The organism is Glaciecola sp. 1036 (assembly GCF_050306235.1).
In the GTDB taxonomy this organism is placed as follows: Bacteria; Pseudomonadota; Gammaproteobacteria; order Enterobacterales; family Alteromonadaceae; genus Glaciecola.
Genome location: NZ_JBLWFH010000010.1, coordinates 81,424 through 108,102, shown reverse-complemented (window position 1 = coordinate 108,102; position 26,679 = coordinate 81,424). Strand labels below are relative to the sequence as shown.

Here is a 26,679-nt window from a genome sequence, read left to right as displayed (position 1 = left end):
ATCCTTCAAAAACACGTAGTATACGCCGCCGATTTGGTTGTCTGTTTATATTTTACCTTTGGAGCTTGTTTAGTGCAGATTGGTCCCTACAAATTAGCGAACAATTTGATTTTAGCGCCAATGGCTGGAATAACTGACCGCCCATTTAGAGAGCTTTGCAGGAAGATGGGTGCGGGGTTAGCTGTATCGGAAATGCTTTCGAGTAATCCGAAAGTTTGGAAGACAGCAAAATCTCTAGCAAGAATGAATCACACCGGAGAAACCGGTCTTCGAAGTGTTCAAATTGCTGGGAATGAACCCGAACTTATGGCTGAAGCGGCTATATTTAATGTCAGTAATGGAGCCCAAATAATTGACATTAATATGGGCTGTCCAGCCAAAAAAGTTAACAAAAAACTTGCTGGTTCAGCGCTATTGAAAGAGCCTTTATTAGTAGCAAAAATACTAAAATCGGTTGTTGACGCCGTTGAAGTACCCGTCACGTTGAAAATCCGAACAGGATGGGACATCGACAACAGAAACGGTGTTGATATCGCTAAAATAGCGCAAGATTGTGGTATTCAGGCATTGGCAGTGCATGGGAGAACTCGCTCATGTATGTTTAAGGGGAACGCTGAATACGACACCATCGCTGAGATAAAAAACGCTATAGACATTCCGGTTGTAGCGAACGGCGATATATCTGATGAAACGCAAGCAAAACATGTGTTGGACTATACAAGTGCTGATGCTTTGATGATAGGGCGAGCAGCACAGGGAAATCCTTGGATATTTAAACAGGTCAATTATTTTTTGGAAACTGGACAAAAATTGAAAAAACCAAGTTTAGAAGAACAAGAGTCAGTACTAATTCAACACATAAATGGTGTGCACGAACTTTACGGTGATATGACAGGAGTCAGAATTGCACGCAAACATGTTGGTTGGTATGTAAACCAACAAAAAAATGGCACGGAATTCAAGCGTATTTTTAACGCTATTGAAAAAGCCTCGGAACAAATAAGCGCATTAACGCATTATTTTTCATTGTTACAAAGCAAGCCTGACTTGACTTCTGTAGCTTAGTCTTATGAAATCAAAAGAGAGCAGCATTTTATGTTCGATCAAAATTTAACTTCACCTTTTACGACAATAGTTTCAACACCTAGCCAATCTCAGGCTCAAAAACCTTTACGCTCTTCTGTAAAGCAAGCGGTTAATAAGTATTTAAAAGAACTTAATAACCAAGACATTGATAACCTTTATGAATTAGTAATGGCTGAAATCGAAGCGCCTTTACTTGAGGAAGTGATGACTTACACTAGAGGAAATCAAACTCGAGCAGCTAATCTAATGGGTATCAACAGAGGTACTCTGCGTAAGAAACTAAAAATGTACGGTTTAGGTTAATTCTGATAAAGGGCGCAAATTTGCGCTCTTTTTCGTTTTATTTACACTACTCTAATATTATTCATCTCTTTCTTTTCAACACTAATTTTGGGAAACATCAACCAAGATGGAACAATTAAAAGTTATTAAACGAGCGCTTCTAAGCGTATCAGACAAATCTGGCATTGTTGAGTTTGCAACCTTCCTGGACAGTCTAGGCATCGAAATATTGTCAACAGGTGGCACAGCTTCATTATTACGGAAAGAAGGGATTAAAGTAAAAGATGTTAGTGAGCATACTGGTCATCCGGAAATAATGGATGGTAGAGTAAAAACGTTACATCCTAAGATTCATGGTGGAATATTAGGCAGACGCGATATTGACAGTAATATCATGGAGCGTCATGAAATATTGCCCATTGATTTAGTCGTGGTAAACCTATACCCGTTTGCTAACACAATAAAAAATGATGACTGTACGTTGGAAGATGCTATCGAAAACATCGATATTGGTGGACCAACTATGGTTAGAGCTGCGGCCAAAAATCACAATGATGTCACCATTATCGTAAATCCGTCCGACTACGAATCAGTAATAAAAGAAATGTCGGAAAATGAAGCGGCATTGTCCTACGAGAAAAGATTTGATTTAGCTATAAAAGCTTTCGAGCATACTGCAAACTATGATGGCATGATTGCTAATTATTTTGGCACCATGGTGGATTCAAACGAAGCTGGACAGTCCAGCAATGAAGATACAGCCTCACAATTTCCAAGAACATTCAATTTACAGTTCCAGAAAAAACAAGATTTACGTTATGGTGAAAATAGTCATCAAGACGCCGCATTTTATGTTGAACACGACATTCAAGAAGCATCTGTCTCATCCTCTATTCAACATCAAGGCAAAGAGTTGTCGTTTAACAATATTGCCGACACTGATGCTGCTCTAGAATGTGTAAAAGAGTTTGAGTCCCCTGCATGTGTTATCGTAAAACACGCTAACCCCTGCGGTGTTGCCGTAGGAAGCTCTATCTTAGAAGCTTACAATAACGCATTTAAAACAGACCCTACGTCAGCATTCGGCGGTATAATTGCATTCAATCAAACCCTTGATAAAGACACCTTGGAAGCAATTATCCAGCGTCAATTTGTCGAAGTAATTATTGCTCCTGAAGCTACACCAGAAGCCATTGAAAGTTGTAAACAAAAGCCCAACGTTCGTTTATTAACATGCGGAAACTGGCAAGGTCAGTTAACTGATGGATTTGACATGAAGCGTGTAAATGGCGGGCTTTTGGTTCAAGAACGTGATTTTGGCATGATAGAAGAATCTGATCTTGAGGTGGTAACAAAGGTAGCACCGACAAAAGAGCAACTTTCTGACTTATTGTTCACTTGGAAAGTGGCGAAATATGTCAAATCAAATGCAATAGTTTATGCCAAGGGTCAAATGACAATCGGAATTGGTGCGGGTCAAATGAGCCGAGTTTATTCAGCAAAAATTGCTGGTATCAAAGCACAGGATGAAAAATTGACCGTTGAAGGATGTGTCATGGCTTCTGACGCATTTTTCCCGTTTAGAGACGGTATAGACGCAGCAGCTGAAGCTGGCATTAAAGCAATAATCCAACCAGGTGGCTCAATGCGGGACAACGAAGTTATTGCAGCTGCAGACGAACACGGCATCGCTATGGTATTTACCGGCATGCGCCACTTCAAACATTAATATGGAGAATCACAGATGAAAGTTTTGGTCATCGGCCGTGGTGGGCGGGAACATGCATTAGCCTACAGTCTTGCCAAATCACCTAATGTAGAGCAAGTTTATGTAGCATTCGCAAATTCGGGGATTGAACAAGAACCAAAAGTAACTCGCATTAGACTTTTTGAATATGACAAAGAAACTCTTCTCAAACAAGTAAAAGAGCTAGGCATAGAACTAACCGTTGTTGGACCAGAAGATCCCCTTGCCCGCGGAATCGTCGATTACTTCGAAGAAAATGATGCTTTAATTTTTGGACCAACTCAGGCAGCTGCTCAACTAGAATCCTCAAAGTCATTTTGTAAGGATTTTCTTGCAAAATATAAAATTCCAACAGCTGAATACCAGACCTTTGACGACGAAGAAAAAGCCATCAATTATGTGAAAATAAAAGGGGCTCCCATCGTTATAAAAGCGGATGGATTGGCTGCAGGAAAGGGCGTAATCGTTGCTATGACTGAAAAAGAAGCAATCGATGCTATTCAAGATATGTTGTCCGAAAATAAATTCGGTGATGCAGGTAGCAGGGTCGTTGTTGAAGAATTTTTGGAAGGCGAAGAAGCTAGTTTCATTGTTATGTGTGATGGCCAAAATGTATTGCCTCTAGCAACAAGTCAAGATCATAAGCGTGCTTACAATCAAGACAAAGGACCTAACACGGGTGGAATGGGCGCTTATTCTCCTGCCCCTGTGGTCACTCCGGAAATACATGACAAGATTATGCAGCAAGTTATCCTACCTACGATGGAAGGAATGATTTCCGAAGGAACCCCGTATAAAGGGTTTCTATATGCGGGTCTAATGATTGATCAGAATGGAGATCCTAAAGTCATAGAATTTAATTGTCGATGTGGTGATCCTGAAACTCAGCCTATTATGATGCGATTAAAATCAGATCTTGCGGAGTTATGTCTGAAGGCTTGCCAAGGCAAATTAGATGAATGCGAAATTGAATTTGATCCAAGAGCAGCTGTGGGTGTTGTGCTCGCAGCAGGTGGATATCCTTGGGATTATCCTACAGGTAAATTGATTTCTGGTCTTGAAGATGTTGACGAAACCAATACTAAGGTCTTCCACGCTGCAACAATCATGCGAGAAGAAGGTTTATTAACCAATGGTGGTCGAGTTTTATGTGTCACAAGCTTGGGAGATACAGTAACTGAAGCTCAAGCGCGCGCTTACGCGGAAATAAAGAAAATTTCTTGGCACAACATGTTTTGTAGAACTGACATAGGTTACCGAGCCATCGCAAGAGAAAAGTCTGACAATAGTTAGGCTATTAATAATTTAATGGGGAGGGCTTTTTTTAGCCCTCCTACTTTTCATTTTAGCCAAAAATTTATCTACCTTCTCCTCTCTTCCAGCCACGTTTCCATAGATTTTTTCAAAGTTTAAACTGGGGTCTGAACTCGGTACTCCTTTCTCACTTTTAATCTTCGCTGATTTCTCAAGCAAAATTGCAATATATTCAGTTAGCGTAACCTTGGAGATTATTTTCTCTAGGCATTCAAGATTGGCAGTAAAGAGTGGAAGCAGTGTTTTTTGCTGCGGCTGTTTGTATAAACGATGAAAAACCCCGGTGAATTTTGCTTCATGGAAACTCGTTTCGAATCCAGCCCTGACAGGATTCAAATCTACATAGGCCATACAGTGAAATAAGGTCTCAATGTCTAAAATAGCTTGAGACTTGAATCTCCCGTCCCAAAAATGCCCTTTGCAGCCATCTTCTTTATTCGCTTTTTTGGCAATATGCTCGTTTAGATATCGCATATAACAACTAATACTGGTCATTTGACTTCTGAACTTGTCAACACAGTCAAGAACATGAGCAATTTGAAATTCATCTAATTTAATCCGTGCTTCAGGATTTAAATATTGTTTGCAAAGCTTATCTAGCTTACCAATAAAAGACCATCTTTTAAGTACTTCGACATCGCTTAGCGCAAGGGCTTTTTCTACATTTACGTGTAGCACTTGATGGGTGTGATTGTGCATAATACTGTAGGATAGAACATCAATTGCAAAAACATCTGCCAAGGTTGACATTCTGTTTTCCACCCAGGCACGTCTGTGCTCAAAAGACTTTCCAGAAAGATAGTCTTTTCCAAGTAAAAAGGACTGCCTCGCTACTCGAGAGATAACATGGTAGTAGCGAGTATCCTCTAGTGATATTAGGTATTTTCTTGCAATCGTCATAATGGGTTCAGATTAACAAGAGTAAAAAATTTGAGTAACTGTACCCTTGAACGGTTTTTTATCATTTAAAGAAACAAATAAGAAAACTTGGACAGTCCAAAAAGTATCTACTGTAGTAACTAAAATAGATCTCCATTTAGTTTTTCTAGACTGTCCAAACAACTGACAAGAGGCTTATTCCTACTTACTCTAAGCGCTTAATAATCGACAAAAGGCGGTTTGCTCGCCAGACAAAAACCTTGACCTCTGTTTACTCAAGCCGTATAAAAGTAGAAAAAAAGCTACTTATGCCATGTCAGTAAAACATCCAATTATTGCTATAACCGGGTCCTCAGGCGCCGGCACAACAACGACCACAAATGCTATTCGTCATATTTTTAGAAACTTAAAAATTGTCGCGGCAACCGTCGGCGGTGATAGCTTTCATCGATTCACTCGCCCTGAGATGGAAGTTGAAATCCGTAAAGCAAGAGAGCAAGGAAGGCATATCAGTTACTTTGGTCCTAAAGCTAACGATTTTGAGTTGCTAGAACAATTATTTCAGCAATATAGCCAGTCAGGACAAGGTCAATTTCGACAATATTTACATACTTTTGATGAAGCCGTTCCTTTTAATCAAATGCCAGGAACATTTACGCCATGGCAGGCGTTACCAGAAAACACTGATTTATTGTTCTATGAAGGCTTACACGGTGGGGTTAAAACCGAAACCAATGATGTAGCAGCGCATGTTGACTTGCTTGTAGGCATGGTCCCTATTGTAAATCTTGAATGGATTCAAAAAATTGTTAGAGATACGACGGACAGAGGTCATTCAAGAGATGCCGTAATGAGCAGTATTGTTAGAAGCTTGGACGACTATTTTCAATATATAACTCCACAATTTTCTCGCACTCACATAAATTTCCAACGCGTACCAACAGTGGATACTTCGAACCCGTTTAGTGCACGGGAAATTCCATCACAAGATGAAAGCTTTGTCGTCGTTAGGTTTCGTCGTGAAATGAGAAATGTGAATTTCCCTTATTTGCTACAAATGATTGATGGGGCGTTTATGTCTAGAGTCAATACACTAGTAGTGCCAGGCGGAAAAATGGGGCTCGCCATGGAGTTGATTTTAACACCATTGATAGAAGAGCTCATGGAGAAGAAGCGCAGGGCGGGATTTCAAGTGGATTGGGTTGCAGATAATTGATATTAGAAACAAAATGATACAATCACTTGCTTGGCTTAAGCATACTTTTTGCCATATAGTAACAGCATGGAAAAGTTGGATATTGTATAGATGAGACAAGAAACGACCAAAATCTTAGTTGTTGATGATGACATGAGATTACGCTCTCTACTTGAACGTTATTTACAAGAGCAAAGTTATCAAGTACGAAGTGCGGCTAACAGTGAACAAATGGACAGACTGTTAGAAAGAGAAAACTTTCATCTTTTGGTTCTGGATTTAATGCTTCCTGATGAAGATGGACTTTCTATTTGTAGACGACTTCGCCAACAAGAAAACGAAATTCCCATCATAATGCTCACGGCTAAAGGCGATGAGGTTGACAGAATCATTGGCTTAGAAATGGGTGCAGATGATTATTTACCCAAACCCTTTAATCCAAGGGAGTTACTAGCAAGAGTGAAAGCCGTTCTCAGACGAAAAACGTCTGAAGCGCCAGGCGCTCCAAGTCAGGCGGAGCAAATCGTTAGGTTTGGGACATACAGTTTAAATCTTGCTACTAGAGAAATGAATGACGGAGAAAAAAACATGTCATTAACTAGTGGTGAATTTGCAGTACTAAAATCTTTGGTGACTCATCCAAGAGAGCCCCTTTCTCGGGATAAATTAATGAATTTAGCCAGAGGTCGTGATTATAGTGCGTTAGAAAGAAGCATTGATGTTCAAGTCTCCCGTTTGCGTCGCATGTTGGAAGAAGATCCTGCTAATCCTCGGTATATTCAAACTGTTTGGGGGTTAGGCTATGTATTCGTCCCCGACGGAGAAATGGCAAGTTAACCCATCATGCGTTTCTCACCGAAAAGTACTTTTGCTCAAACCGCCATGTTAATAGGCGGTTTGTTGCTTATAAATCAGTTAGTTTCATATCTTTCGGTGACACATTATTTTATTAATCCAAGTTATTCACAAATTAATAGTCTAGTAGCCAATCAACTTTCATCTTTGTTGGTAAGTGGGGTCGACACCTTATCAAACGAAGAAAAATACAAGTTAAAACAAGTTAGTGGTATTGATTTTCATGACAATTTAAGTGCCATGCACGCTGGTATCAGTAATGCCACCTACTACGACTACATGTCCCAAGAGATTTCTGAAAAGCTTAACAAAAACATAGAAGTGCGAATTAAGCCAGGTAAAGATTACATGGTGTGGATTAAACCATATGAATCTAAAGACACATGGTTATCTATACCATTGGAAGGGATAGCAGAAACGGACGTATCCCCACTCAGTATGTATTTCATTGTGATTGGCGCGTTAAGTGTATTCGGCGGATGGTTATTTGTTCGCAGATTAAATCGTCCTTTACAAGCGTTACAAAAAGCAGCAATCAACGTTGGCCATGGCAAGTTTCCTGAACCGCTTCCTTTAGAAGGCAGTTCTGAGATGGTTGCTGTTACTCAAGCGTTTAATAAAATGTCGGCTAACATCCGACAATTAGAAGCCGATAGGAACCTAATGACTGCGGGCATATCCCACGATTTACGCACACCTTTGACGCGTATTCGGCTTTCCAGTGAAATGTTACCGGACGAACACAATTGGATAAAGGAAGGGATAGAGCACGATATCGAAGATATGAATGCGATAATTGACCAGTTTATCGATTTTGCCCGCCAAGACAGGGAAGAGAAACTTACGTTAGTCTCAATCAACCATATTATCGAAGAGCTAGCAGAACTAAGAAGATTCGATGAAAATCATAATATTACCCTTGATCTTCGAGATTCCCCTAAAGTAAAAGTGAGACTCATCAGCATTAAGCGCGTAATTGAAAATCTTATCGAGAATGCTTTTCGATATGGAAGTCCAGATATAGTCATTAAGAGCAGGTTTTCAGAAAAGACACGGACCTTGTATGTTGCAGTAAAAGATTTTGGAAATGGAATTGCCGATAGTGAAATGGAAAAACTGTTTAATCCGTTTGAACAAGGTGACAAAGCAAGGGGTTCTCAAGGTTCAGGCTTAGGTCTAGCAATAATAAAACGGATAGTCGAAGGACATGGCGGTCAAATTGCCTTTTCAAATCATTCAGATGGTGGCTTAGAGGCAGGGTTTACGTTGCCAGTCTTTATGTCTAACCGACAGCTTTCTAAGCACTAGTTAATTACATTTTTTCCACATGAAAATGACTGATAATGTCTGGACTGTCCAAGCAAGGTAAATATCTGGACAGTCTAAGCAGATAAGAGCACATATCTTTTCATATCAAACTGACTAGACTGTCCAGCAATCGATTAAACATACAAACAACTAATGTTTAGAATCTTTTGCGGTGTCCGAAAAATCATAACTGTCGTTGTGAATACTTTCGATATCAAAACTATCGAACAAATACTCTGTATGACAGAATTGGCAATTCATTCGAACGGCCCCATCCTCCTCTACAATATTGAGAAGTTCGACTTTGTCTATATTTCGCAGCGCTACAGCACTTCTAGCCTTGGAACAGTCACATCGAAAAGAAACTTCTTTCTCCCCGACTAACCGAACTTCTTCTTCATGGTATAAACGATGCAAAATGTCTAAATCTGATAAATGCAAAAGCTCATCTGAAGTTAACGTATTGGCTAACACACTTAGATGTTGAAATGAGGGATTTTCCTCCGCGCTGCTGGTTTCACTGGAGGTAGGAATGATTTGCAAAAGAATTCCACCAGCTTTCCTGGACTGTCCAGCATCAGCAAAAAGAACAACTTTTGTGGGCAACTGTTCGGATTGCTCAAAATAGCTTTCCAAGCAAGCACCAAGATTGTCCTTATCTAGGGCAACAATCCCCTGATATCGTTCTCCCTCTTTCGGCGTTATGGTTATTGCCAAAAAGCCCTTTTCAAACATCTTTGAAAATTCACTAGGTGGATCTGTAAGTTCTTTATCCCACCGCGCGACACCTTTAAGCGCCTGATTATGAGTTCCATGAATTACTGCATACTTAACATAACCCTCACCTTGTAATTGCAGGGTTATTTCTCCTTCAAACTTCAGTGTCGCAGTCAACAAGCTGCAAGCCGCCATTAATTCACCCAGTAGATTACCGATAATTTCTGGGTATTGGCTTGCTGCTAATATTTGTTGGAATGAATCTTCCAATTGCACGATTTCACCTCGTACAGAGTGATTATCAAACAAAAATCGCGTTAATTTATCTGTCATTATGAATCCTGATGCTTAATCTTTATAATTTGTCTTCGTTGTTTTTTATCCGGCCTCTGGTCAGGGCGAGGACTATGAAAAGCACTAAGTTGCCGAGCCTGTTTATTCGTTTCTCGACGCTCAATACTCTCTTGAGTTTCAGTGTATAATTGGACCGCGAATTCAGCGCTGAGTCGCTTATCTGCAATTTTATCTACAACTATCACTTTTTGATCAAAACCGGCTGGAATTTTAATTTGGGCGCCCACTTCCACAACCTTACTGGCTTTTGCTCTTTGTCCATTATAGTGGACTTTGCCCGCCTGAACCCAATCTCTTGCTATCGAGCGTGTTTTACAAAAACGGGCCGCCCAGAGCCATTTATCAAGCCGAACTTGCTTATTATCCTCAGCGGGTGATTTTTGTTTCCTGGACTGTCCAGCCAAATCAAAATCTCCAATATTTGTTAAACTTTCATCACAATTGTGTTCTTGCTATTGTTCATACCGCTCGGAGTCGATATGATAAGCAGTCTTAGGAAATTAGCCAAAATTCAGTGAGTAGCACCATCAATACCCAGATAGTTGAACCCATCCAACAAATCTACAGAAGACATGATACTAAACTTGTCCTCTTGGTGGTTATTTTATTGAGTATTTATCTGCTATCCGTACTCGCCAAACTTACTTGGTCACTCATTCCGCAACCAGAAGTTCAATCAGCCAATTTTCAACCCTCAGTTAATAGTGGTCAGAATATCGGGACGGATCAAACAAAAACCAACCTCAATGCACTACTAGATTTAAATCTTTTTGGGGACGTTGAACAAGCGCCGCCACAGCAAAAGGTTGAAGAAATTACCGAAGCTCCAGAAACCCAACTAAATTTATTGTTATCTGGCGTAGTCGCAAGCTCAGAACAAGGCAAAGGTGCAGCCGTAATAGCTTACAGAAACAATCAAGCGACCTATGCCATTGGCGATACCATAGAAGGTACAAACGTCACCCTCGAAGAAATATATAAAGACAGAGTCATCATAAAGAACCGCCAAGTTCGAGAAACCCTCATGCTAGAAGGGATAGATTATGACGAAGCAAACGCTCGAATTGAACAAAACCGCCAACAAACTCAACAATCACGAAATCAAAACCCACAATTAGACCAAGATGATGTCAGAGATATTCGTGATCAAGTAAGAGCCTCCCCTGCATCCTTTTCTGAATTCATTCGACTATCCCCTGAGCAAAATAATGAGGGTTTGGTTGGCTATAAAGTAGCGCCCGGCAATAAACCAGAGTTTTTTGAAGCTGTAGGGCTAGAAAATGGCGATATTATTACCGAACTAAATGGCCTAGATTTGTCAAATCCTGAAGAAGCTATTGAAGCTGTAAGGCTGCTACAAAGCGAAGAATGGCTAGATTTACAATTATTGCGAAATGGAGATGAAATTTCGCTGACAATAGAGATACCAACGGAATGATTAGTAAGTTTTTAAATGCACATCACACAAATGGGCAAACCAGTAGGACAGTTATGAGAACACGCAGTGTCATCACGTTCTTTTTGTTATTCTCGTTAAGCTTGTCGTTAAAGGCAACTGGCGCTGAGTATCAACCAAATTTCAAAAATACCGAAATCACCGAATTTATTAATGTCGTTGGGCAAAATTTACGAAAAACCATCATTGTTGATCCTAACGTTCGCGGAAAAATTAATATCCGCAGTTACGACACAATGTCAGAAGAAGTCTATTACGAGTTTTTCCTGAGTGTTCTTCAGGTCTATGATTATGCAGTAGTTGAAATGCCAAACGGTATCTTAAAAGTGGTCCGCTCAAAGGATGCCAAATCATCGAATATTCCTGTTGTGGAAGATAACTCATTTAACGGCGATGAAATGATAACGCGCGTTATACCGGTTTACAACGTTCCTGTTCGTGAGCTTGCCCCTATTTTACGCCAGTTAAATGACCAAACGGGCGGCGGTAACGTAGTTGCCCATGAGCCTTCAAACGTAATGATGTTAACGGGACGAGCAGCTGCAGTGAACATGCTAGCAGAAATTATTGCACGCGTTGACCAAGCCGGTGATGAAGAAGTTGAGGTGGTAAAATTAAAATATGCTTCAGCCTCAGAAATGGTGCGCATAGTTGATAGCATCAATCAAAACGCGAATAAACAAGCGCCAGGTGGAAAAGCCACGCCCAGATTGGTCGCCGATGATAGAACCAACAGTGTGATTGTAAGCGGCGATATTAAAGCTCGCCAACGCCTAATAAATCTGATTCAGCGCATGGACCAAGAATTAGAAACCAGTGGCAACACTCGTGTTATCTACCTCAATTACGCAAAAGCTGAAGACCTCGTGAATGTATTACAGGGTGTCAGCGCCTCTATTCAAGCTGAAGGTCAAGGCAATCAGCAGCAACGTCGCACCTCTAGCAACCGCGAAGTAAGTATTAACTCATTTGAAGACAGTAACGCCCTGGTAATCACTGCAGAACCTGACATGATGCGGTCGTTAGAAGAAGTTATTCGTCAACTCGATATTCGTCGTGCTCAAGTACAAGTTGAAGCTATCATAGTCGAGGTATTTCAAGGTGATGGCGTGCAGCTTGGCGTGCAATTTATCTCTGAAGAAGGTGGCGGTACGCAGTTTAATAATGGCTTAGTGCCTGTTGGTGCGCTAGGCGTCGCATTGCGTCAAGCTGAAGATAGAACTGTGACTCGTTCTACCACTTCGGCAAATGGAGTACCGGTTGAAACTGAAGAGACAATTGAAGGTAATTTGACGCCTTTAGCTCAATTACTTGGTGGTGCCAATGGCATGATCGCAGGTATTGTAGAAAATGGTTGGGGAGCTGTGGTACAAGCGGTGAGTAATGATACAAATTCTAATGTATTAGCCACGCCACATTTAACCACAATGGACAATGAAGAAGCCTTTTTTATTGTTGGTCAAGAAGTCCCTATTATCACAGGGACTACAACGGGTTCAAACAATTCAAATCCGTTCCAAACCGTAGATAGACAAGAAGTAGGTATAAAGCTCAAAGTCACGCCTCAAATCAACGAAGGTGATGCAGTACAACTAACCATAGAGCAAGAAGTTTCAAGTGTCAGTGGAGCTACTTCAGTGGATATCTCAATTAATAAACGAGAGATTAAAACGACAGTTATTGTTGACGACGGCGGCACTATTGTTCTAGGTGGTCTTATCGACGAAGACGTGCAAGAAAGTGTTTCAAAGGTACCTCTTTTAGGAGATATTCCGGTACTTGGTCATTTGTTCAAATCGACTACAACAAACAAACGCAAACGCAACCTGATGGTATTTTTACGTCCAACGATTGTGCGTGATTCAGCGACTATGAATGACATTAGCCATCGCAAATATAATTACATTCGAGCCCAGCAGCTTAAACGTCAGTCAGAGGGCGTTTCATTGATGCCATTTGAAACTACCCCAAGCTTGCCACAATGGGACGATAAGCTTAGCCTACCGCCGACATTCGAAGAGTACCTGCTAGAGCAAGACAAAGAGGACAATTAAATGTCTGAGCAGCACGATGCACTGGCAGAAATGGTAGAAACTGCCGAAATGGAATATCAAGGCGAGGGGGACGAGTTAGCCGGGACCGATGGGCTAGGTAAGCGCTTGGTACCCTTTGGATTTGCTAAGAACAATAAGCTTGTTGCCGATATAGCGACTGATCCTGTTACGCTGTATAAAACCGCTGAAACGCCACTTGCAGCTATCGCTGAAGTAAGACGCTTTTTAGGCGAAGAATTTGCCATGCAAAATATCAGCGTAGATGACTTTGAGCGCCTTATCACCAAAATTTATCAACGAGACTCTTCCGAAGCCAAGCAGCTAATGGAAGATCTTGGCAATGAGTCAGATTTATTTGCCTTAGCAGAAGACCTACCTGATACAGAAGATTTGCTGGATAACGAAGACGACGCGCCTATCATTAAATTAATCAACGCAATGCTAGGAGAAGCGATTAAAGAAGGCGCCTCGGATATCCATATCGAAACCTTTGAAAACCAACTTATTGTGAGATTCAGGGTGGATGGCGTTCTACGGGAAATTTTACGCCCCAATCGCAAAATGTCGTCCATGCTGGTGTCTCGTATTAAGGTTATGGCAAAGTTAGACATCGCAGAGAAGCGTGTTCCCCAAGATGGCCGTATTAGTCTTCGCATAGGCGGACGAGCAGTAGATGTTAGGGTGTCCACTATGCCCTCATCTCATGGTGAGCGAGTGGTGCTACGTTTATTAGATAAGAACAATGCTCGCTTAAATCTACAAGATCTTGGTATGACCGAAGCCAACAGGGCGCACTTTGATGGTTTAATTCGTAAACCCCATGGCATTATCTTGGTTACTGGGCCTACGGGGTCTGGTAAAAGTACCACTTTATATGCGGGCTTAAGTGAAATAAACTCAAAAGACCGCAATATACTCACAGTCGAGGATCCCATTGAGTTTGACATTGCTGGGATTGGCCAGACCCAAGTAAATCCAAAAGTTGATATGACCTTTGCGAGAGGACTGCGAGCTATATTACGTCAGGACCCTGATGTAGTAATGGTAGGTGAAATTCGGGATGTTGAAACTGCGCAAATTTCTGTACAGGCCAGTTTAACTGGTCACTTGGTATTATCGACATTGCATACCAATACCGCTGCCGGCGCGATTACGCGTTTACAAGACATGGGTATTGAGCCCTTTTTATTATCTTCAAGCCTGTTAGCTGTATTGTCCCAACGCCTAGTAAGAACCCTTTGCGATAACTGCAAAACACCTCATCAACCTACTGAACGTGAAGTTGAAATATTAGGTCATGCGCAAGCTGGTGGCACTATCTATCGACCTGCTGGTTGTGTGGAATGTAACCACACTGGATATAGAGGCAGAACTGGCATTCATGAATTATTGATCATTGACGAGAAAGTCAGAGAGATGATGCATGATAGTCGGGGGGAGCAGGCTATTGAAAAATATGTTCGCGCATTTACACCTTCAATTCGACAAGACGGCTGCGACAAGGTGATTTTAGGTGTTACTTCATTAGAAGAAGTATTGCGGGTCACTAGGGAAGAATAATGGCCGCGTTTGCTTACAAAGCATTAAATTCTAGAGGTAAGAATGTTAGTGGTGTGCTTGAGGCCGACACTGCAAGGCAGGTGCGTCAACAACTGAGAGAACAAGCTCTAATTCCCATAGAAGTGGAAACCGTTGTTGAAAAAGAGAATACCAAGAGTTCTTTTACACTTTTCAAACGCAAATTATCCTCTAACGATTTAGCGCTTATTACACGACAGTTAGCCACGCTAATAGAAGCCGCTCTGCCTATTGAAGAAGCACTTCTGGCCGTTGCGGATCAATGCGAAAAGCCGAGTCAAAAGAACATGATGATGGCGGTACGCAGTAAAGTCGTAGAAGGCCATACACTTGCCCATTCGATGGCAGATTTTCCCCATGTATTTGATACGCTGTATCGCGCCATGGTTGCTGCTGGTGAGAAATCAGGACATTTAGATACAGTGCTGAGCCGACTTGCAGATTACACCGAAAAGCGCCATCAAACAGCAAGTCAGGTAACTCAAGCGCTGGTATATCCGGTCATCATGATGTTGGTGGCAATATCCGTAGTTGTACTTTTACTGACTTGGGTAGTGCCGCAAATTGTTGGGCAATTTGACACTATGGGGCAAGAACTTCCGTTGATGACCAGAATTTTGATTGCAGTTTCCGATTGGCTGCGAGAATACGGTATTTTTGCGGGCATCTTCATAGTCATTGCGATCATTGCCTTTCAGCGCGTGTTAACAATCCCAAGAATGAAGCTGGCTTGGCATAAACGATTGTTAAATATGCCCTTGATTGGTCGTCTTTCACGGGGTACTAATACCGCCAGATTCGCTCAGACATTGAGTATTTTGTCTGCAAGCGCAGTACCTCTGCTTGAAGCAATGAAAATTTCCGCAGACGTATTGGCCAATCAATATTTACGTGCACAAGTAAGTGAAGCTGCGGTCAAAGTAAAAGAAGGTTCGAGCCTAAGAGCCGCTTTGGGACAAACCAAAGCTTTTCCTCCTATGATGTTGCATATGATAGCCTCAGGGGAAAAGTCTGGGGAATTACAACAAATGTTAAAACGTGCCGCTGATAATCAGGAACGTCAGTTTGAGGCTACGGTTAACGTTTCGTTAAAAATATTTGAGCCGATACTTATCATCAGTATGGCCGCTATAGTATTATTTATAGTAATGGCGATCTTGTTGCCAATACTGGCATTAAACAATCTTGTTGGATAACTATATGAATTTGCAAAAATTAAATCGTGGAAATCAAAAAGGTTTCACCCTTATTGAGATTATGGTGGTGTTATTTATCATCGCTATCATGGCAGCCGTGGTTGCACCCCAAGTATTAGGTAATAGAGAAGAAGCTCAGTTGAAAAAAGCCGCTGTGGATATCCAACAGTTGGAAAGTTCTCTTGAAATGTACCAATTACGCACAAATAGCATTCCTACCACTGAGCAAGGTTTGGAAGCCTTGGTTACAGCACCTACAATTGACCCCATTCCTCGTAATTATCCGGATGGCGGCATAATAAAGCGATTGCCCAAAGATCCTTGGGGCAATGACTATATATTATTAAATCCAGGTCAAGTTGATAAGATTGATATTTATTCCATGGGCCCTGATCAAGTTGATGGTACTGACGATGATATCGGCACTTGGAACATCAACGACTATCTACAATAAGTTGTTTCAGCCATGATTTCATTAAAACGGCAAGTAGGATTTACGCTACTTGAAATCATGGTTGTGGTCTTCATCATTGGCATCGTTGTCTCTGTGGTAACCTATAACGCATTCGGTGTAGACCCCAAAGAAGAAGTCAACGAAGAGTCCCGCCGATTGCAAGTCCTCATTGACATGGCAAGTGATTTTGCGGTGTTAAATCAACTGCAAATGGGACTCTATCTGGATTTAGAAAACAATACCTACGAATTTCTGTCGTTAGATGAAGACGAACAATGGGTCCCAGTTGTGAATCAAAAGTTTTTTGTGAAACGTGAATTTCCAGAAGATATTAAGGTTGAATTGTCTCTCGATGGTCTACCCTGGCAAGATGAAGACGTGCTTTTTGATCGTGAAATATTTGATGAAGATTTAAGTATTCGCGATGAAGGTGTGAGCATAGGTGATGAAGAAGATCTTCCGCCCCCTCCTCCGCAAATTTTTATATTGTCCAGTGGTGATATTACCCCCTTTGAGTTAAGACTGATTCATCAAGACGAATCCAGAGAAACCGAGCCTTTTTATTTTGCACTTCAAGGCAAGGATACAATTCCTGTTGAATTGATAGGACCTGAACCCTTATGAGGCGTACTTTCACCGAACAATCAGGTTTTACCTTATTAGAAGTATTAATGGCGGTGGCGATTTTTGCCTTAGCCGGCGGCGCTATTGTGAAAGCTGCAGGCGAGCATTTACGCTCTGTGAATGCGCTTAGAAATATAACGGTGGCAACCTGGGTGGCAAACAATCAACTTACCAACACCAGCATACTCAATCGAAGGCAATGGCCTGCCAAAAACAATTTGCGCGGTGAAAGTGAAATGGCAAATCGCAAATGGTATTGGCTACAAACTGTCAGTAAAACCCAAGATGATGAGTTGAATCAGGTAACGGTCACTGTCTTTGAAGATGAACAGCGTAAACAGCCCATTACCTCTGTGTCTAGTTTTATCGCCCGCGAGACGCAATAACGATGTCAAATTTTCCCGTTGCTGGACAGTCCAGACATCATGTAAATTTTATCCACAGGAAACCGCCTAGACTGTCCAGTCAACCCAAATCGCTTGGGTTTACATTAATTGAATTGTTAATAGCAGTTGCTATTTTTGCCATCATTGCCATTGCCACAGGCGCTGTTTTAAGTACTGTCAGTGATAGCAACGAAACCTCTGAACAAGCACTGAAAGATCTTCAAGATCTGCAAAGAGCCATGCTTGTTATGGAACGAGACATGCTGCAAATGGTTTCAAGGGTACCCAGAATACAAGGTCAACAGAATCAATTGGTAATTAACGGTGGAAACTTTGAATTTGACAGCGATGAAGATGGTATTGCCTTTGTTCGCAATGGCTGGCACAACCCTCAATTGATGTTACCTCGATCTTCTTTACAAAATGTCACCTACCGTTTGCAAGACAATCAACTCCAGCGCCTGCACACTAACTATGTGGATGCAGTTATAGGTACTGAGCCTAAAATAAGAGTCCTTTTCGAGGGAGTTACCAATTTACAATTTGAAGCGGCATTTCAGTTTTCAGATGATGAATTAGATTGGCAAGAAAACATCGAAAATACCGAATTACCTATTGCGGTTAAAGTCGAAATAGAGACAGATAGATTCGGCACCATTGAGCGGATATTTCAGGTGGCCATAAGATGAAACAGCTTATCCACCAAAAATGCCTGGACTGTCCAGCAAATAAATCAAAAACCCATCAATCTGGTGTAGCTCTCATTATAGTGCTGTTAATAGTCGCACTAATTTCCATACTTGCCACCCAAATGACCGCTCGACTTCAACTGAATATCGCACGCACGCTCAATATAAAAGATAACAACCAAGCCTATTGGTATAGCTTGGGTGCGGAACATTTTGCTAAAAAGTCATTGCGAGAAATGTTAACGTTAAACACTGGCAATATAAATCTTGAACAACCTTGGGCTGAAAACTTCGAATTCCCTGTTGAAGGCGGCGTAATCCAAGCAAGCATTACTGACTTGCAAAGCTGTTTCAATATCAACGGTGTTTATCAATCATCAAACCCTAATCCAACTGGACAGTCTACAAAACCCGAAGAATTAGTCGCATTTGAAACCTTGCTTAAACATTTCATTGAAGATTCGTTGGTAGTCGACACCGTAAGAGATTCCGTTGTGGATTGGTTAGATGATGATGACAGGCCATCTGACTACGGCGCCGAAGATCTAGATTATGAATCTCTCCCCCAACCCTATTTGGCGGCTAACAGCTTAATTGCCAATATTTCAGAGCTGCGTTTAATTAACGGTGTCGAAGATGGCGTAAGACAAGGTTGGCTGGCGAATATATTACCTTACCTGTGCGCTATTCCAGAACAAGAGTATAAGCTCAACGTCAACACTGTCACTCAAGAGAATGCCATTATCCTATCCGCGCTAACCGGGCTTTCTGTTGACGATGCCAGTTCTTTAATTGACTCCCGACCGCCCGGTGGATATGACGATATCAATGATTTCTTTGCGGAACCAGAAATAAGTGCGCTGGGATTGTCTCCAATACGCATTAATTGGTTTGATGTCACCACGAAATACTTTAAGCTATCCACTTTGACTAAAATGACATCAGGGTCACAATTTAAGATGGTCACAGTGTTTAAAATAGAACCTTCAGGCAATAGTATCAGTATTGTCAGTCGAGAGTTTGGAGGAATGTAAGGATGCAGCAGCTTGTGATCAGGCTAGGTAGCCAATTTGAAGATCCTATACAATGGCTTGGGTTTGATACCAATGAAAATGAAGTCATAGCCTCTGGTGAATTAAGTGACGCTAGCAAATTAAGTAACTTGCAAGAGCACAGCCACAACGCCACCGTCATCGCGTTAGCACCAAGTGCGGATCTTCTAGTCACAGATATTAGCTTACCAAAAAAGCAAAATCGCAAGTTGTTATCTGCCGTACAGTACATGTTAGAAGACAAACTGTGTTTTGATGTGGATACCCAGTTTGTAGCCAAAGGTAATATGCAGGAAACACAGCTGCCCGTTGCTGTAGTCGATAAAGGAAAATTAGCATTCTGGCGGACGCTATTGGATGACGCAGGAATTTTCTGCCAACGATTGATACCTGATTGCCTCTTGTTGCCCAACCCGCAAGATAATCAAATATCTGTAGTAAAAATCAATAACGACCTTATTGTCCGTACAGACGCCCATCATGGCGTGCAAGGCGAAGTATCTTGGTTATTACCTGCCTTATTGGAAGCAGCGCAAAAAGATCAAAAAAGCTTAGTAGCCTATAGCGAACTTGATGCCCAAGATTTACCCGAATCTATTGAATACAACTATGACCATCTGCCCCTAGAGTTATTGCGACAAAATATTTCCGCAAATAGTATCAACTTGTTCCAAGGGGAATATTCGGTAAAAGCCAAAACGAACCCTGTTTGGAGTAAATGGAAAGCGGCAGCAGTGCTGGCCATGATAGCCTTAACCGTTAACTTAGTAATGAAGACGGTTGAGCTCAATTCAATTAAACAACAACGGGCAGATATTAATCAACGCATTACTCAGACCGTATCAGAAGCATTTCCAAGTATTCAACGTGTTCGCAAAGACACCTTAAAACGCACGATAGCGCGAGAAATGCAACGTTTAGAGACAACAGGTGGCGGTGCAAGTTTCCTAGCAATGTTATCCCAAATGTCAGACGCCTTTAAAAGCTCTGGAGTAACCCCTCAAACCTTAAGTTTTAACGGCTCAAGAACAGAATTGCGGATGCAGTCTGTGGCTGATAATTTTGAAGCATTAGAACGATTTAGACGAGAAGTATCCGCATTAGGTCTTACGGTAGAACAAGGCGCTATCAATAATCGCGGTGATCAAGTCGTCGGCGTAATAGTAGTAAAAGGTTAAACATATGGACGGATTAAAGCAGTGGTTTAAAAACCTCAGCGAACGAGAACGTTATTTGGTCATCGGGGCAGGTATAATGACCCTAGTTGCATTGTTTTATCTTGTGATATGGGCACCATTAAATAACGCAATTGACACCAATAGGGCCGGCCTTAATAGTGATCGTGAATTAAACACTTGGCTTGAGGAACAAGCCAACCGAGCGATATTATTGCGCCAAGGCAATCAGTCGCAAAGTTTCTCTGGTTCTTTAACTCAAGTTATTAACCAAACTACTCGTAATGCTGGGATTTCTGTTTCTCGTATGCAACCTCAAGGAGAGGAATTACAGGTTTGGATAGATGCCGTCCCTTTTAATGACCTAATGCAATGGCTAAATAACCTTGAGCAAAGAGGCGTTGTGATAGTGCAATCGGATATTTCTGAAACTGATGAACAAGGCATAGTGCAAGTCAGACGCCTGCAATTAGGGAAACTGTAATGAAAACATGGCAGTGGATCTTGTTTTCAATCATTGTTTACGTGGTATTTCTAGTGGCTTATGCCCCAGCTTCTTTGATTCAACTTGCAGCCAAGGACAATCCAAATTTAGCAATTGTGACGCCCACAGGCACCTTATTTAACGGCGTTGCAGAACGAGTTATTGTCAATGGGATAAGTATTGAGAAAGTTGAATGGACGCTGTCTGCTTTGCCATTGCTATGGTTAGATGCGCAAGTCAATGTAAATGCCGGCAATGTGCGTAATACTGACCAAATTTATATTAAAGGCTTAATACAAACTAGCTTGCTAAACCCTAAATATCTGCATGCAGAAGACTTTCAAGCGTATTTACCAATCAAACAGATACTTGCGCAACGTCAACTTCCAGTTGTCATCACTGCTGACGGTCGAATTCGTATTAATTTAACCGAATTTACCCAAGAAGATGGCTGTATTTCACTCTCGGGAACCGGAAGTTGGCCTAACGCTTCTGTTACCGCGAATAACAAATTGATTGAATTGGGAGATTTTGAAGCCCAATTATCCTGCCAACAAAATAACTACCTTTTAACCATAGCTGGCGACAACGAAATTAAGCTTAATGCACAAATTAGCATATCGGCGTCCGGTGCAATTACACCTACCGGCACATTTACTATAGATCCCAGTTTACCGCCTGAAATTAAACAAGCGGCGCCTTATTTCGGACGCGAAACCCAGCGCGGTGAATACAAGATTTTTGAAAAAACCTGGTAAGTCGGCTCAATCAAAAAGTGTGCTATGAACGAAAGGCGCCAGCGCCAAAACAGTCGCGCTTTGGTAAATAGACTGACGGGTTTCTATCCCTTGGGTGAATTGTCCGATGGCTCCACCTTTTTGCTTGATGTTCTGAGTATCAAACAGTGCATCTATAGCCGTTCCTAACTCAATACCCGACAACAATTGCTCATAAACTGAAGTAGGAATAGGTAATGTAGATGTTTGTCCCAAATAGGTCTTATCACCATTTGAAATACAAATCACAGCAAAGGTTTTAGGTCCATCTTCAAATACATCCACACCACCTTCGTAAGCGATGTAATAGTCCGCTTCGCTATTTTTTATTAGGGCTTCAACACGATTTTGCGCACCCAAACGGGTTGCTTCATAATCCATAGGTTGGTCGGCTACACCAGAATCAACACTTACACCTAAGGTAACAATTTCCTGATTCGGAAAAACCTGCTCAAAAGCTACCCTAGCGGCATTGATTTTAACTGGGTTGTTAGAGCCCACATTGATTTTTAAACTACTCACTTATTTTTCCCTGTAGAACCTGCTGAAAAATTATCTTGGATAATCGCATCCAAAAGATCGTGATAATTATTGGTGTGTTGATGCCCATGGATTTCATTTTCCGGTAACTGGCTATCGGGGTTGGTTATACCTAAGGTGTAGGCTATACCAAACTCTTTAGCAGCATCCAAAATGACTTGGCTATCATCGACAAATAATGTGTGAGCAGGGTCAAATTCTAATCTTTCTTGCAGTCGTTGCCAAAGTAACTGAGATTCCTTGCTAACACCAAATTCATGGGTCGAGATAAGCGTATCTATATGTTGATCCAAGGCAGTTTGCTCTACTTTCAATCGCAAAGTACCAGGGTGGGCATTGGTGACTAACGCAACCTCTCTACCGGACTGATGAAGAGCATCTAAAAATGGAATGGCATCGTCTCTAAATCGGATCAGATGTTTCAGATCTTGTTTGGCATCCATAATATCCAACTGCAAACGCTGTTCCCAATAATCCAGGCAATACCATTGCAATTGCCCTTTAACTTCCGAATATGCCTGCATCATTTCATCCATGCAGTCTTGTAAGGGTTTGTTAGTTTGTTCAGCAAGTTTTTGTGGTAAATGTTCTAACCAAAACTTATTATCGAAATTGAGGTCCAATAAAGTACCGTCCATATCTAACAAAACTGTTTCTATGTTATGCCAGGGGAAGAGTGCCAATCTGTTTTCCTTATGGTACTGTAGCAACAATATGAATGAGCATTAGTGTATCTTGTGTTAACACCATGAGCAAAGAAGATAAACAAAAAGCTGTCCCAATAATTCATCAAACCCGAGAAGTAGCGAAAAGCCGCTTTTTTCGCATTGAAGAAGTCGATTTAGAATTCAGTAATGGCGCTACGCGCATTTTTGAACGCATGGCCGGCGGTGGCCGGGGTGCTGTGATGATCATTCCCTTATTAGATGCCAACACTATGTTGTTAATCCGTGAATATGCCGCGGGTACCCATTCTTATCAACTAGGATTCCCCAAAGGTTTGATAGATCCAGGAGAGTCTCCTGACCAAGCTGCAAATCGAGAGTTACAAGAAGAAGTTGGTTATGCGGCTAAGGAATTTACGGCGTTGAAACAGGTACTTATGGCACCTACATTTTTTAATGCGGGTATGCATATTATAATTGCTCAGGATTTATATCCTTCCCAATTAGAAGGTGATGAACCCGAACCTCTTGAAGTAGTGCCTTGGCCAATAGATGAGATAGACGCCTTGCTTGCACTACCAGATTTTTCAGAAGCGCGAAGCGTCGCAGCGTTATTGATGTTAGACAGATGGAGAAAAAATCAATGATGTCAAAATCACAGGCTGAGTTGTTAGAAATAGCTAAAGAAATTGCTGTTAAAGCGGGTCAGGAAATCTTAGATATATACGATAAAGGTGATTTTGAAGCATACGAAAAAGAAGATGAATCTCCTGTTACTACAGCGGATTATAAAGCCAACGAGATTATCGTTGAGGCGCTACAAAGACTGACCCCTGAAATCCCTATAATGTCAGAGGAAACGTCGATTCCACCGCTTGCTGAACGGTCACAATGGCAACGCTATTGGTTGATTGATCCTATCGACGGGACCCAAGAGTTTATCGCTCGCTCTGGCGATTTCACCGTAAATATTGCGCTTATCGAAAATAACCGTCCTGTGGTCGGGGTGATTTACTGGCCTTGTGGACAGTCTCTTTATTTTGCAAGCGATAATGAAGGCGCGTATAAGCGATGCCCAATTGAAACTAAACCCATTAAAGTGCGTGAATTTTCAGTACCAACTGAAGACGTTATCGTGATCGCAATAAGTCGTAGACAGTCTAGAGAAAAAGTACTGAACAAGCTTACTAGCAAGCGCGAATTCCAAACATTGCCCACTGGTAGTTGTTCGTTGAAAGCCTGTTTTATCGCCGAAGGCAAAGCCGATGTATTTATGCGCCTAGGCGTTACCGGAGAATGGGATACAGGTGCTTCCCAGTGCATCATAAATGAAGCTGGCGGAGAAATCCGCGCCGCAACCTTTGATGAATTGACTTACAATCAAAGAGATATTGTGACAAACCCAGATTTTGTGGTGCTAGGTGATCAACGGGTCAATTGGCGCAGTATAATAGAATACTAATAATCAAAATCTAAGGTTAACTATGCGCTTGCTATCTAATTTCACTGCAAAAGCTATATTACTAAGTCTTGCTTTTATCAGCAGTAATGCTTTTGCTCAACTCACATTAAATCCATCTGTGAGCTCAGTAAACTTTCTCTCAACTAAAAATACCAATATTACTGAAACGCATTCATTTAAACAGTTTGATGGCGTAATAGATGAGCAAGGTAAATTAACGTTAAACATCGATTTAGCCTCTGTTGAAACCATGATCCCCATTCGAAACGAACGCATGCAAAAAATGCTGTTTAATGTCGCCGATTTTGCCAAAGCAACGTTTAGCGCCGATTTGGATAAATCGTTGCTCGCTCTTGAATCAGGTGAAAGCACGCTAGCTACCGTCTCTGGTGACCTTACCATTAGTGGTCAAACCCAAGCATATAGCTTTGACGTGGTAATTACCGGATTGGAAGACGGCAAAGTTGCAGCAGCTACTGTAAAACCAACAGTGATTAAAGCTAGTGAATTTGGGTTGGATAAGGGGATTGAAGCTTTACGTGAAGTGGCTGGCTTAAAAGCTATCTCAGAAACTGTGCCTTTAACGTTTTACGTGGTATTTGAATAATTGATACATGCGCCCTTTAGGCCTAACCTGTAAGGGCGTTATTCACTGTGTTTAAGATGGTCTTTTGGCACTATATTGATAGATTCATACTCTTCTGAATATTGAATCACCACTTCTTTGCGTTGCAGTTGGGTTAAAATATCCTGCACTTTTTCTTCTAGCGATTTTTCATCCTCACCGTAGTCAGTCCCCTCACGCAATACAAAACTCTCGATAAGGTTTATCAAAGTATCTTGCTGTATTTCCTGATAAGGAATTATCATAGTTGCTCCTGAAAAAATGCACTGATTCTCTGTGGTAACCACATTTTGGGACTGGTAATAGTACCACGCATAAATCCGACATGGCCGCCATGTTGACTCAACTCATAGGCCACAGAAGATGATAGCTGCTGACTCGTGGGAATGACCTTATCATTCATAAAGGGATCGTCTTTAGCATGTATGATTAAACTAGGTGCTTTGATCTTATGCAAATCTGGCAATGCGCTGGCCTTTTCATAATAATCAATTGCATTCTTGTAACCATGTAATTTTGAAGTGATATGCTGATCAAATTGCCAAAAGCTGGATAGTTGTTTTATCTCATTTGGCGTTATTGACAGTTCCGAGCTCATATCCATGTTGGCAAATTTTTTGAGCATATTTTGCTTCATGGTTTTTAATAAGTGTTTTTGATAGACCTTGGCAAACCCTTGGTTTATTGCATCTGCACTGGCTTGTAAGTTTATTGGCGCTGATACTGCCACTGCTGCTTTTAGATGCGTCTTCTGATTTGCAATAAGCTTTAACAGCATATTGCCACCGAGAGAAAAGCCAACAGCAAATAAAGGTAGGTCTGGATACTTTTTTTCAAGCAGATTAATGACATGCAAGGGATCAGTAGTTTCACCAGAATGATAGGCTCTGGACGTTAGATTTATTTCTCCAGAGCATCCTCGAAAATGCATTAATACACAACCAAATCCCTGTTGATAGAGGTTTTCAAAGACGAACTTGATGTAATGAGAATTTATCGACCCCTCTAGGCCGTGAAATGCAACTACTAGTGCTTTTGGCTTTGTTGGAAGGTACCAAGCTAAGTCGAGAAAATCACCGTCTGGGGTGTTGATTCTTTCATTTACCGTCTTTACTTGTGGTTGTTTAACAAAATATTTTGGCCAAATTGTTTGTATATGAGAATTTCTAGCCCAGTTAGGCACCTCAAACCCTGCCTGGCTAAGCTTTCCAAATTGCGTATTAAAGGTCATGGGCAGTGGTGTTCTCCGCCAGCAGTTTGAGTAAGCTGGACAGTCTAGGGAGTAAGCTGGACAGTCTAGGCATTTTTGCTAAATCACCCGTAGATAAACAAGCTAGACTGTCCAGTGGATCTTGTAATGCCTTGTTTTTATTATCAATGAGATCATTAAAACTGTTTACCAAGGTTGCTTGGATAGCTTTTTCCATGTCCAGTTCTTCTGCCAAAGCTTGCTGATATTTCAGTTTATCTAGGTTTTTTAACGCTCTTCTTTTATGCCTTTGGATTGTGACTAGACTGTCCAGTTCCTCTATTGCTTGGCGCAATTCCAATACGAGCCGTTCAGTAATAAAAACCCCTTGATGACTTAAGTACATAATAAAAAGAACTAGATTTACGTTTATTCCAAATTCATCTTGAAGGTTTATTAAGGCATTTTTGACCGTCTCTAACGAGTACCTATTGATAGAGTATTGCCAGAAATGTTGAGAACAAATCAAGTCCACTT

Annotated in this window: 30 protein-coding genes; 22 read left to right on the top strand and 8 right to left on the bottom strand. The window is 41.3% G+C overall.

Going from position 1 to position 26,679, the window contains the following annotated elements; all coding sequences use genetic code 11:
- Window positions 1–72: 72 nt before the first annotated feature.
- The 4 genes from dusB (at window position 73) to purD (ending at window position 4,408) form a co-directional block, all read left to right on the top strand.
- Window positions 73–1,065 (top strand): tRNA dihydrouridine synthase DusB, encoded by a 993-nt coding sequence (dusB, locus tag ACNKW3_RS14780; protein WP_427400080.1) that lies wholly within the window; start codon window positions 73–75, stop codon window positions 1,063–1,065.
- A 30-nt stretch (window positions 1,066–1,095) separates the two neighbouring features.
- Window positions 1,096–1,389: a DNA-binding transcriptional regulator Fis gene (gene fis / locus ACNKW3_RS14775; RefSeq protein WP_427400079.1), complete on the top strand. Its 294-nt coding sequence runs from the start codon at window positions 1,096–1,098 to the stop codon at window positions 1,387–1,389.
- A 106-nt stretch (window positions 1,390–1,495) separates the two neighbouring features.
- Window positions 1,496–3,097, top strand: coding sequence for a bifunctional phosphoribosylaminoimidazolecarboxamide formyltransferase/IMP cyclohydrolase (gene purH, locus ACNKW3_RS14770; protein WP_427400078.1), 1,602 nt, complete (start codon window positions 1,496–1,498; stop codon window positions 3,095–3,097).
- A 15-nt stretch (window positions 3,098–3,112) separates the two neighbouring features.
- The gene (gene purD, locus ACNKW3_RS14765; RefSeq protein ID WP_427400077.1) at window positions 3,113–4,408 is read left to right on the top strand and encodes a phosphoribosylamine--glycine ligase; all 1,296 of its coding nucleotides are present in this window, start codon (window positions 3,113–3,115) and stop codon (window positions 4,406–4,408) included.
- A gap of 12 nt (window positions 4,409–4,420) precedes the next feature.
- Here purD and ACNKW3_RS14760 read toward each other — a convergent pair whose 3' ends face one another.
- Entirely contained in the window at window positions 4,421–5,179 is a 759-nt protein-coding gene (locus ACNKW3_RS14760) for a transposase (protein WP_427400076.1), read from the bottom strand.
- Between the two features lie 442 nt (window positions 5,180–5,621).
- Here ACNKW3_RS14760 and ACNKW3_RS14755 point away from each other — a divergent pair, with 442 nt between their 5' ends.
- The 3 genes from ACNKW3_RS14755 to envZ all read left to right on the top strand — a co-directional run bounded on the left by ACNKW3_RS14755 (window position 5,622) and on the right by envZ (window position 8,666).
- Window positions 5,622–6,524, top strand: coding sequence for a phosphoribulokinase (locus ACNKW3_RS14755; RefSeq protein WP_427400075.1), 903 nt, complete (start codon window positions 5,622–5,624; stop codon window positions 6,522–6,524).
- A 90-nt stretch (window positions 6,525–6,614) separates the two neighbouring features.
- On the top strand, window positions 6,615–7,340 hold the full coding sequence (gene ompR, locus ACNKW3_RS14750; RefSeq protein WP_427400074.1) for a two-component system response regulator OmpR: 726 nt from the start codon (window positions 6,615–6,617) through the stop codon (window positions 7,338–7,340).
- 6 nt (window positions 7,341–7,346) lie between these two features.
- Entirely contained in the window at window positions 7,347–8,666 is a 1,320-nt protein-coding gene (gene envZ, locus ACNKW3_RS14745; protein WP_427400073.1) for a two-component system sensor histidine kinase EnvZ, read from the top strand.
- A gap of 150 nt (window positions 8,667–8,816) precedes the next feature.
- Here envZ and hslO read toward each other — a convergent pair whose 3' ends face one another.
- Together hslO and hslR are read right to left on the bottom strand one after the other, a co-directional pair.
- Window positions 8,817–9,719, bottom strand: coding sequence for an Hsp33 family molecular chaperone HslO (gene hslO, locus ACNKW3_RS14740; RefSeq protein WP_427400120.1), 903 nt, complete (start codon window positions 9,717–9,719; stop codon window positions 8,817–8,819).
- A complete protein-coding gene (gene hslR, locus ACNKW3_RS14735) occupies window positions 9,716–10,141 on the bottom strand; it encodes a ribosome-associated heat shock protein Hsp15 (protein ID WP_427400072.1) in 426 nt (141 codons plus the stop codon). The genes hslO and hslR overlap by 4 nt, the downstream gene beginning before the upstream one ends.
- A 110-nt stretch (window positions 10,142–10,251) precedes the next feature.
- Between hslR and gspC the strand changes: the two genes are divergently transcribed.
- Genes gspC through ACNKW3_RS14675 form a run of 12 tightly spaced genes read left to right on the top strand, consistent with a single transcriptional unit; the run spans window position 10,252 to window position 21,643 of the window.
- Window positions 10,252–11,175: a type II secretion system protein GspC gene (gene gspC / locus ACNKW3_RS14730; protein ID WP_427400071.1), complete on the top strand. Its 924-nt coding sequence runs from the start codon at window positions 10,252–10,254 to the stop codon at window positions 11,173–11,175.
- A gap of 53 nt (window positions 11,176–11,228) precedes the next feature.
- Window positions 11,229–13,247 carry a type II secretion system secretin GspD gene (gene gspD, locus ACNKW3_RS14725; RefSeq protein WP_427400070.1) on the top strand — a complete coding sequence of 673 codons (2,019 nt, stop codon included), beginning with the start codon at window positions 11,229–11,231 and terminating at the stop codon, window positions 13,245–13,247.
- Window positions 13,248–13,295: 48 nt separating this feature from the next.
- Complete coding sequence (gspE, locus tag ACNKW3_RS14720; protein ID WP_427400119.1) at window positions 13,296–14,807, top strand: type II secretion system ATPase GspE; 1,512 nt, start codon at window positions 13,296–13,298, stop codon at window positions 14,805–14,807.
- Window positions 14,807–16,021, top strand: a complete 1,215-nt coding sequence (gene gspF / locus ACNKW3_RS14715) for a type II secretion system inner membrane protein GspF (RefSeq protein ID WP_427400069.1) — start codon at window positions 14,807–14,809, stop codon at window positions 16,019–16,021. The genes gspE and gspF overlap by 1 nt, the downstream gene beginning before the upstream one ends.
- A gap of 4 nt (window positions 16,022–16,025) precedes the next feature.
- On the top strand, window positions 16,026–16,475 hold the full coding sequence (gspG, locus tag ACNKW3_RS14710) for a type II secretion system major pseudopilin GspG (RefSeq protein ID WP_427400068.1): 450 nt from the start codon (window positions 16,026–16,028) through the stop codon (window positions 16,473–16,475).
- A gap of 12 nt (window positions 16,476–16,487) precedes the next feature.
- The gene (gspH, locus tag ACNKW3_RS14705; RefSeq protein WP_427400067.1) at window positions 16,488–17,099 is read left to right on the top strand and encodes a type II secretion system minor pseudopilin GspH; all 612 of its coding nucleotides are present in this window, start codon (window positions 16,488–16,490) and stop codon (window positions 17,097–17,099) included.
- The gene (gene gspI / locus ACNKW3_RS14700) at window positions 17,096–17,485 is read left to right on the top strand and encodes a type II secretion system minor pseudopilin GspI (protein ID WP_427400066.1); all 390 of its coding nucleotides are present in this window, start codon (window positions 17,096–17,098) and stop codon (window positions 17,483–17,485) included. The genes gspH and gspI overlap by 4 nt, the downstream gene beginning before the upstream one ends.
- A 2-nt stretch (window positions 17,486–17,487) precedes the next feature.
- Window positions 17,488–18,174: a type II secretion system minor pseudopilin GspJ gene (gene gspJ, locus ACNKW3_RS14695; protein ID WP_427400065.1), complete on the top strand. Its 687-nt coding sequence runs from the start codon at window positions 17,488–17,490 to the stop codon at window positions 18,172–18,174.
- Complete coding sequence (gene gspK / locus ACNKW3_RS14690) at window positions 18,171–19,208, top strand: type II secretion system minor pseudopilin GspK (protein WP_427400064.1); 1,038 nt, start codon at window positions 18,171–18,173, stop codon at window positions 19,206–19,208. The genes gspJ and gspK overlap by 4 nt, the downstream gene beginning before the upstream one ends.
- Before the next feature lie 2 nt (window positions 19,209–19,210).
- Window positions 19,211–20,404: a type II secretion system protein GspL gene (gene gspL, locus ACNKW3_RS14685; RefSeq protein WP_427400063.1), complete on the top strand. Its 1,194-nt coding sequence runs from the start codon at window positions 19,211–19,213 to the stop codon at window positions 20,402–20,404.
- Window positions 20,405–20,408: 4 nt separating this feature from the next.
- The gene (gspM, locus tag ACNKW3_RS14680) at window positions 20,409–20,885 is read left to right on the top strand and encodes a type II secretion system protein GspM (protein ID WP_427400062.1); all 477 of its coding nucleotides are present in this window, start codon (window positions 20,409–20,411) and stop codon (window positions 20,883–20,885) included.
- The gene (locus tag ACNKW3_RS14675) at window positions 20,885–21,643 is read left to right on the top strand and encodes a type II secretion system protein N (protein ID WP_427400061.1); all 759 of its coding nucleotides are present in this window, start codon (window positions 20,885–20,887) and stop codon (window positions 21,641–21,643) included. Before gspM ends, ACNKW3_RS14675 begins: the two co-directional genes overlap by 1 nt.
- Before the next feature lie 6 nt (window positions 21,644–21,649).
- Here ACNKW3_RS14675 and yjjX read toward each other — a convergent pair whose 3' ends face one another.
- Both yjjX and yrfG read right to left on the bottom strand, forming a co-directional pair.
- Window positions 21,650–22,183 (bottom strand): inosine/xanthosine triphosphatase, encoded by a 534-nt coding sequence (gene yjjX, locus ACNKW3_RS14670; protein WP_427400060.1) that lies wholly within the window; start codon window positions 22,181–22,183, stop codon window positions 21,650–21,652.
- Entirely contained in the window at window positions 22,180–22,884 is a 705-nt protein-coding gene (gene yrfG / locus ACNKW3_RS14665; RefSeq protein WP_427400059.1) for a GMP/IMP nucleotidase, read from the bottom strand. Before yrfG ends, yjjX begins: the two co-directional genes overlap by 4 nt.
- A gap of 65 nt (window positions 22,885–22,949) precedes the next feature.
- Between yrfG and nudE the strand changes: the two genes are divergently transcribed.
- Genes nudE through ACNKW3_RS14650 form a run of 3 tightly spaced genes read left to right on the top strand, consistent with a single transcriptional unit; the run spans window position 22,950 to window position 24,935 of the window.
- Complete coding sequence (gene nudE, locus ACNKW3_RS14660) at window positions 22,950–23,513, top strand: ADP compounds hydrolase NudE (protein WP_427400118.1); 564 nt, start codon at window positions 22,950–22,952, stop codon at window positions 23,511–23,513.
- On the top strand, window positions 23,510–24,328 hold the full coding sequence (cysQ, locus tag ACNKW3_RS14655; protein WP_427400058.1) for a 3'(2'),5'-bisphosphate nucleotidase CysQ: 819 nt from the start codon (window positions 23,510–23,512) through the stop codon (window positions 24,326–24,328). The genes nudE and cysQ overlap by 4 nt, the downstream gene beginning before the upstream one ends.
- A 22-nt stretch (window positions 24,329–24,350) precedes the next feature.
- The gene (locus ACNKW3_RS14650) at window positions 24,351–24,935 is read left to right on the top strand and encodes a YceI family protein (protein ID WP_427400057.1); all 585 of its coding nucleotides are present in this window, start codon (window positions 24,351–24,353) and stop codon (window positions 24,933–24,935) included.
- A gap of 38 nt (window positions 24,936–24,973) precedes the next feature.
- Here ACNKW3_RS14650 and ACNKW3_RS14645 read toward each other — a convergent pair whose 3' ends face one another.
- Genes ACNKW3_RS14645 through ACNKW3_RS14635 form a run of 3 tightly spaced genes read right to left on the bottom strand, consistent with a single transcriptional unit; the run spans window position 24,974 to window position 26,677 of the window.
- The gene (locus tag ACNKW3_RS14645) at window positions 24,974–25,198 is read right to left on the bottom strand and encodes a YheU family protein (protein ID WP_427400056.1); all 225 of its coding nucleotides are present in this window, start codon (window positions 25,196–25,198) and stop codon (window positions 24,974–24,976) included.
- Complete coding sequence (locus ACNKW3_RS14640) at window positions 25,195–26,184, bottom strand: hydrolase (RefSeq protein ID WP_427400055.1); 990 nt, start codon at window positions 26,182–26,184, stop codon at window positions 25,195–25,197. The genes ACNKW3_RS14645 and ACNKW3_RS14640 overlap by 4 nt, the downstream gene beginning before the upstream one ends.
- Window positions 26,174–26,677, bottom strand: coding sequence for a TIGR02444 family protein (locus ACNKW3_RS14635; protein ID WP_427400054.1), 504 nt, complete (start codon window positions 26,675–26,677; stop codon window positions 26,174–26,176). The genes ACNKW3_RS14640 and ACNKW3_RS14635 overlap by 11 nt, the downstream gene beginning before the upstream one ends.
- Window positions 26,678–26,679: the final 2 nt, after the last annotated feature.

Coding starts and splice junctions, on each gene's coding strand:
- ompR (WP_427400074.1), top strand. CDS start 6,615: ATGAGACAAGAAACGACCAAAATCTTAGTTGTTGATGATGACATGAGA.
- purH (WP_427400078.1), top strand. CDS start 1,496: ATGGAACAATTAAAAGTTATTAAACGAGCGCTTCTAAGCGTATCAGAC.
- gspD (WP_427400070.1), top strand. CDS start 11,229: ATGAGAACACGCAGTGTCATCACGTTCTTTTTGTTATTCTCGTTAAGC.
- gspE (WP_427400119.1), top strand. CDS start 13,296: ATGGAATATCAAGGCGAGGGGGACGAGTTAGCCGGGACCGATGGGCTA.
- nudE (WP_427400118.1), top strand. CDS start 22,950: ATGAGCAAAGAAGATAAACAAAAAGCTGTCCCAATAATTCATCAAACC.
- ACNKW3_RS14760 (WP_427400076.1), bottom strand. CDS start 5,179: ATGTCAACCTTGGCAGATGTTTTTGCAATTGATGTTCTATCCTACAGT.
- envZ (WP_427400073.1), top strand. CDS start 7,347: ATGCGTTTCTCACCGAAAAGTACTTTTGCTCAAACCGCCATGTTAATA.
- ACNKW3_RS14675 (WP_427400061.1), top strand. CDS start 20,885: ATGAAAACATGGCAGTGGATCTTGTTTTCAATCATTGTTTACGTGGTA.
- gspI (WP_427400066.1), top strand. CDS start 17,096: ATGAGGCGTACTTTCACCGAACAATCAGGTTTTACCTTATTAGAAGTA.
- gspJ (WP_427400065.1), top strand. CDS start 17,488: ATGTCAAATTTTCCCGTTGCTGGACAGTCCAGACATCATGTAAATTTT.
- ACNKW3_RS14640 (WP_427400055.1), bottom strand. CDS start 26,184: ATGACCTTTAATACGCAATTTGGAAAGCTTAGCCAGGCAGGGTTTGAG.
- ACNKW3_RS14755 (WP_427400075.1), top strand. CDS start 5,622: ATGTCAGTAAAACATCCAATTATTGCTATAACCGGGTCCTCAGGCGCC.
- fis (WP_427400079.1), top strand. CDS start 1,096: ATGTTCGATCAAAATTTAACTTCACCTTTTACGACAATAGTTTCAACA.
- gspG (WP_427400068.1), top strand. CDS start 16,026: ATGAATTTGCAAAAATTAAATCGTGGAAATCAAAAAGGTTTCACCCTT.
- purD (WP_427400077.1), top strand. CDS start 3,113: ATGAAAGTTTTGGTCATCGGCCGTGGTGGGCGGGAACATGCATTAGCC.
- gspF (WP_427400069.1), top strand. CDS start 14,807: ATGGCCGCGTTTGCTTACAAAGCATTAAATTCTAGAGGTAAGAATGTT.
- cysQ (WP_427400058.1), top strand. CDS start 23,510: ATGATGTCAAAATCACAGGCTGAGTTGTTAGAAATAGCTAAAGAAATT.
- gspL (WP_427400063.1), top strand. CDS start 19,211: ATGCAGCAGCTTGTGATCAGGCTAGGTAGCCAATTTGAAGATCCTATA.
- gspH (WP_427400067.1), top strand. CDS start 16,488: ATGATTTCATTAAAACGGCAAGTAGGATTTACGCTACTTGAAATCATG.
- gspK (WP_427400064.1), top strand. CDS start 18,171: ATGAAACAGCTTATCCACCAAAAATGCCTGGACTGTCCAGCAAATAAA.
- ACNKW3_RS14645 (WP_427400056.1), bottom strand. CDS start 25,198: ATGATAATTCCTTATCAGGAAATACAGCAAGATACTTTGATAAACCTT.
- ACNKW3_RS14650 (WP_427400057.1), top strand. CDS start 24,351: ATGCGCTTGCTATCTAATTTCACTGCAAAAGCTATATTACTAAGTCTT.
- gspM (WP_427400062.1), top strand. CDS start 20,409: ATGGACGGATTAAAGCAGTGGTTTAAAAACCTCAGCGAACGAGAACGT.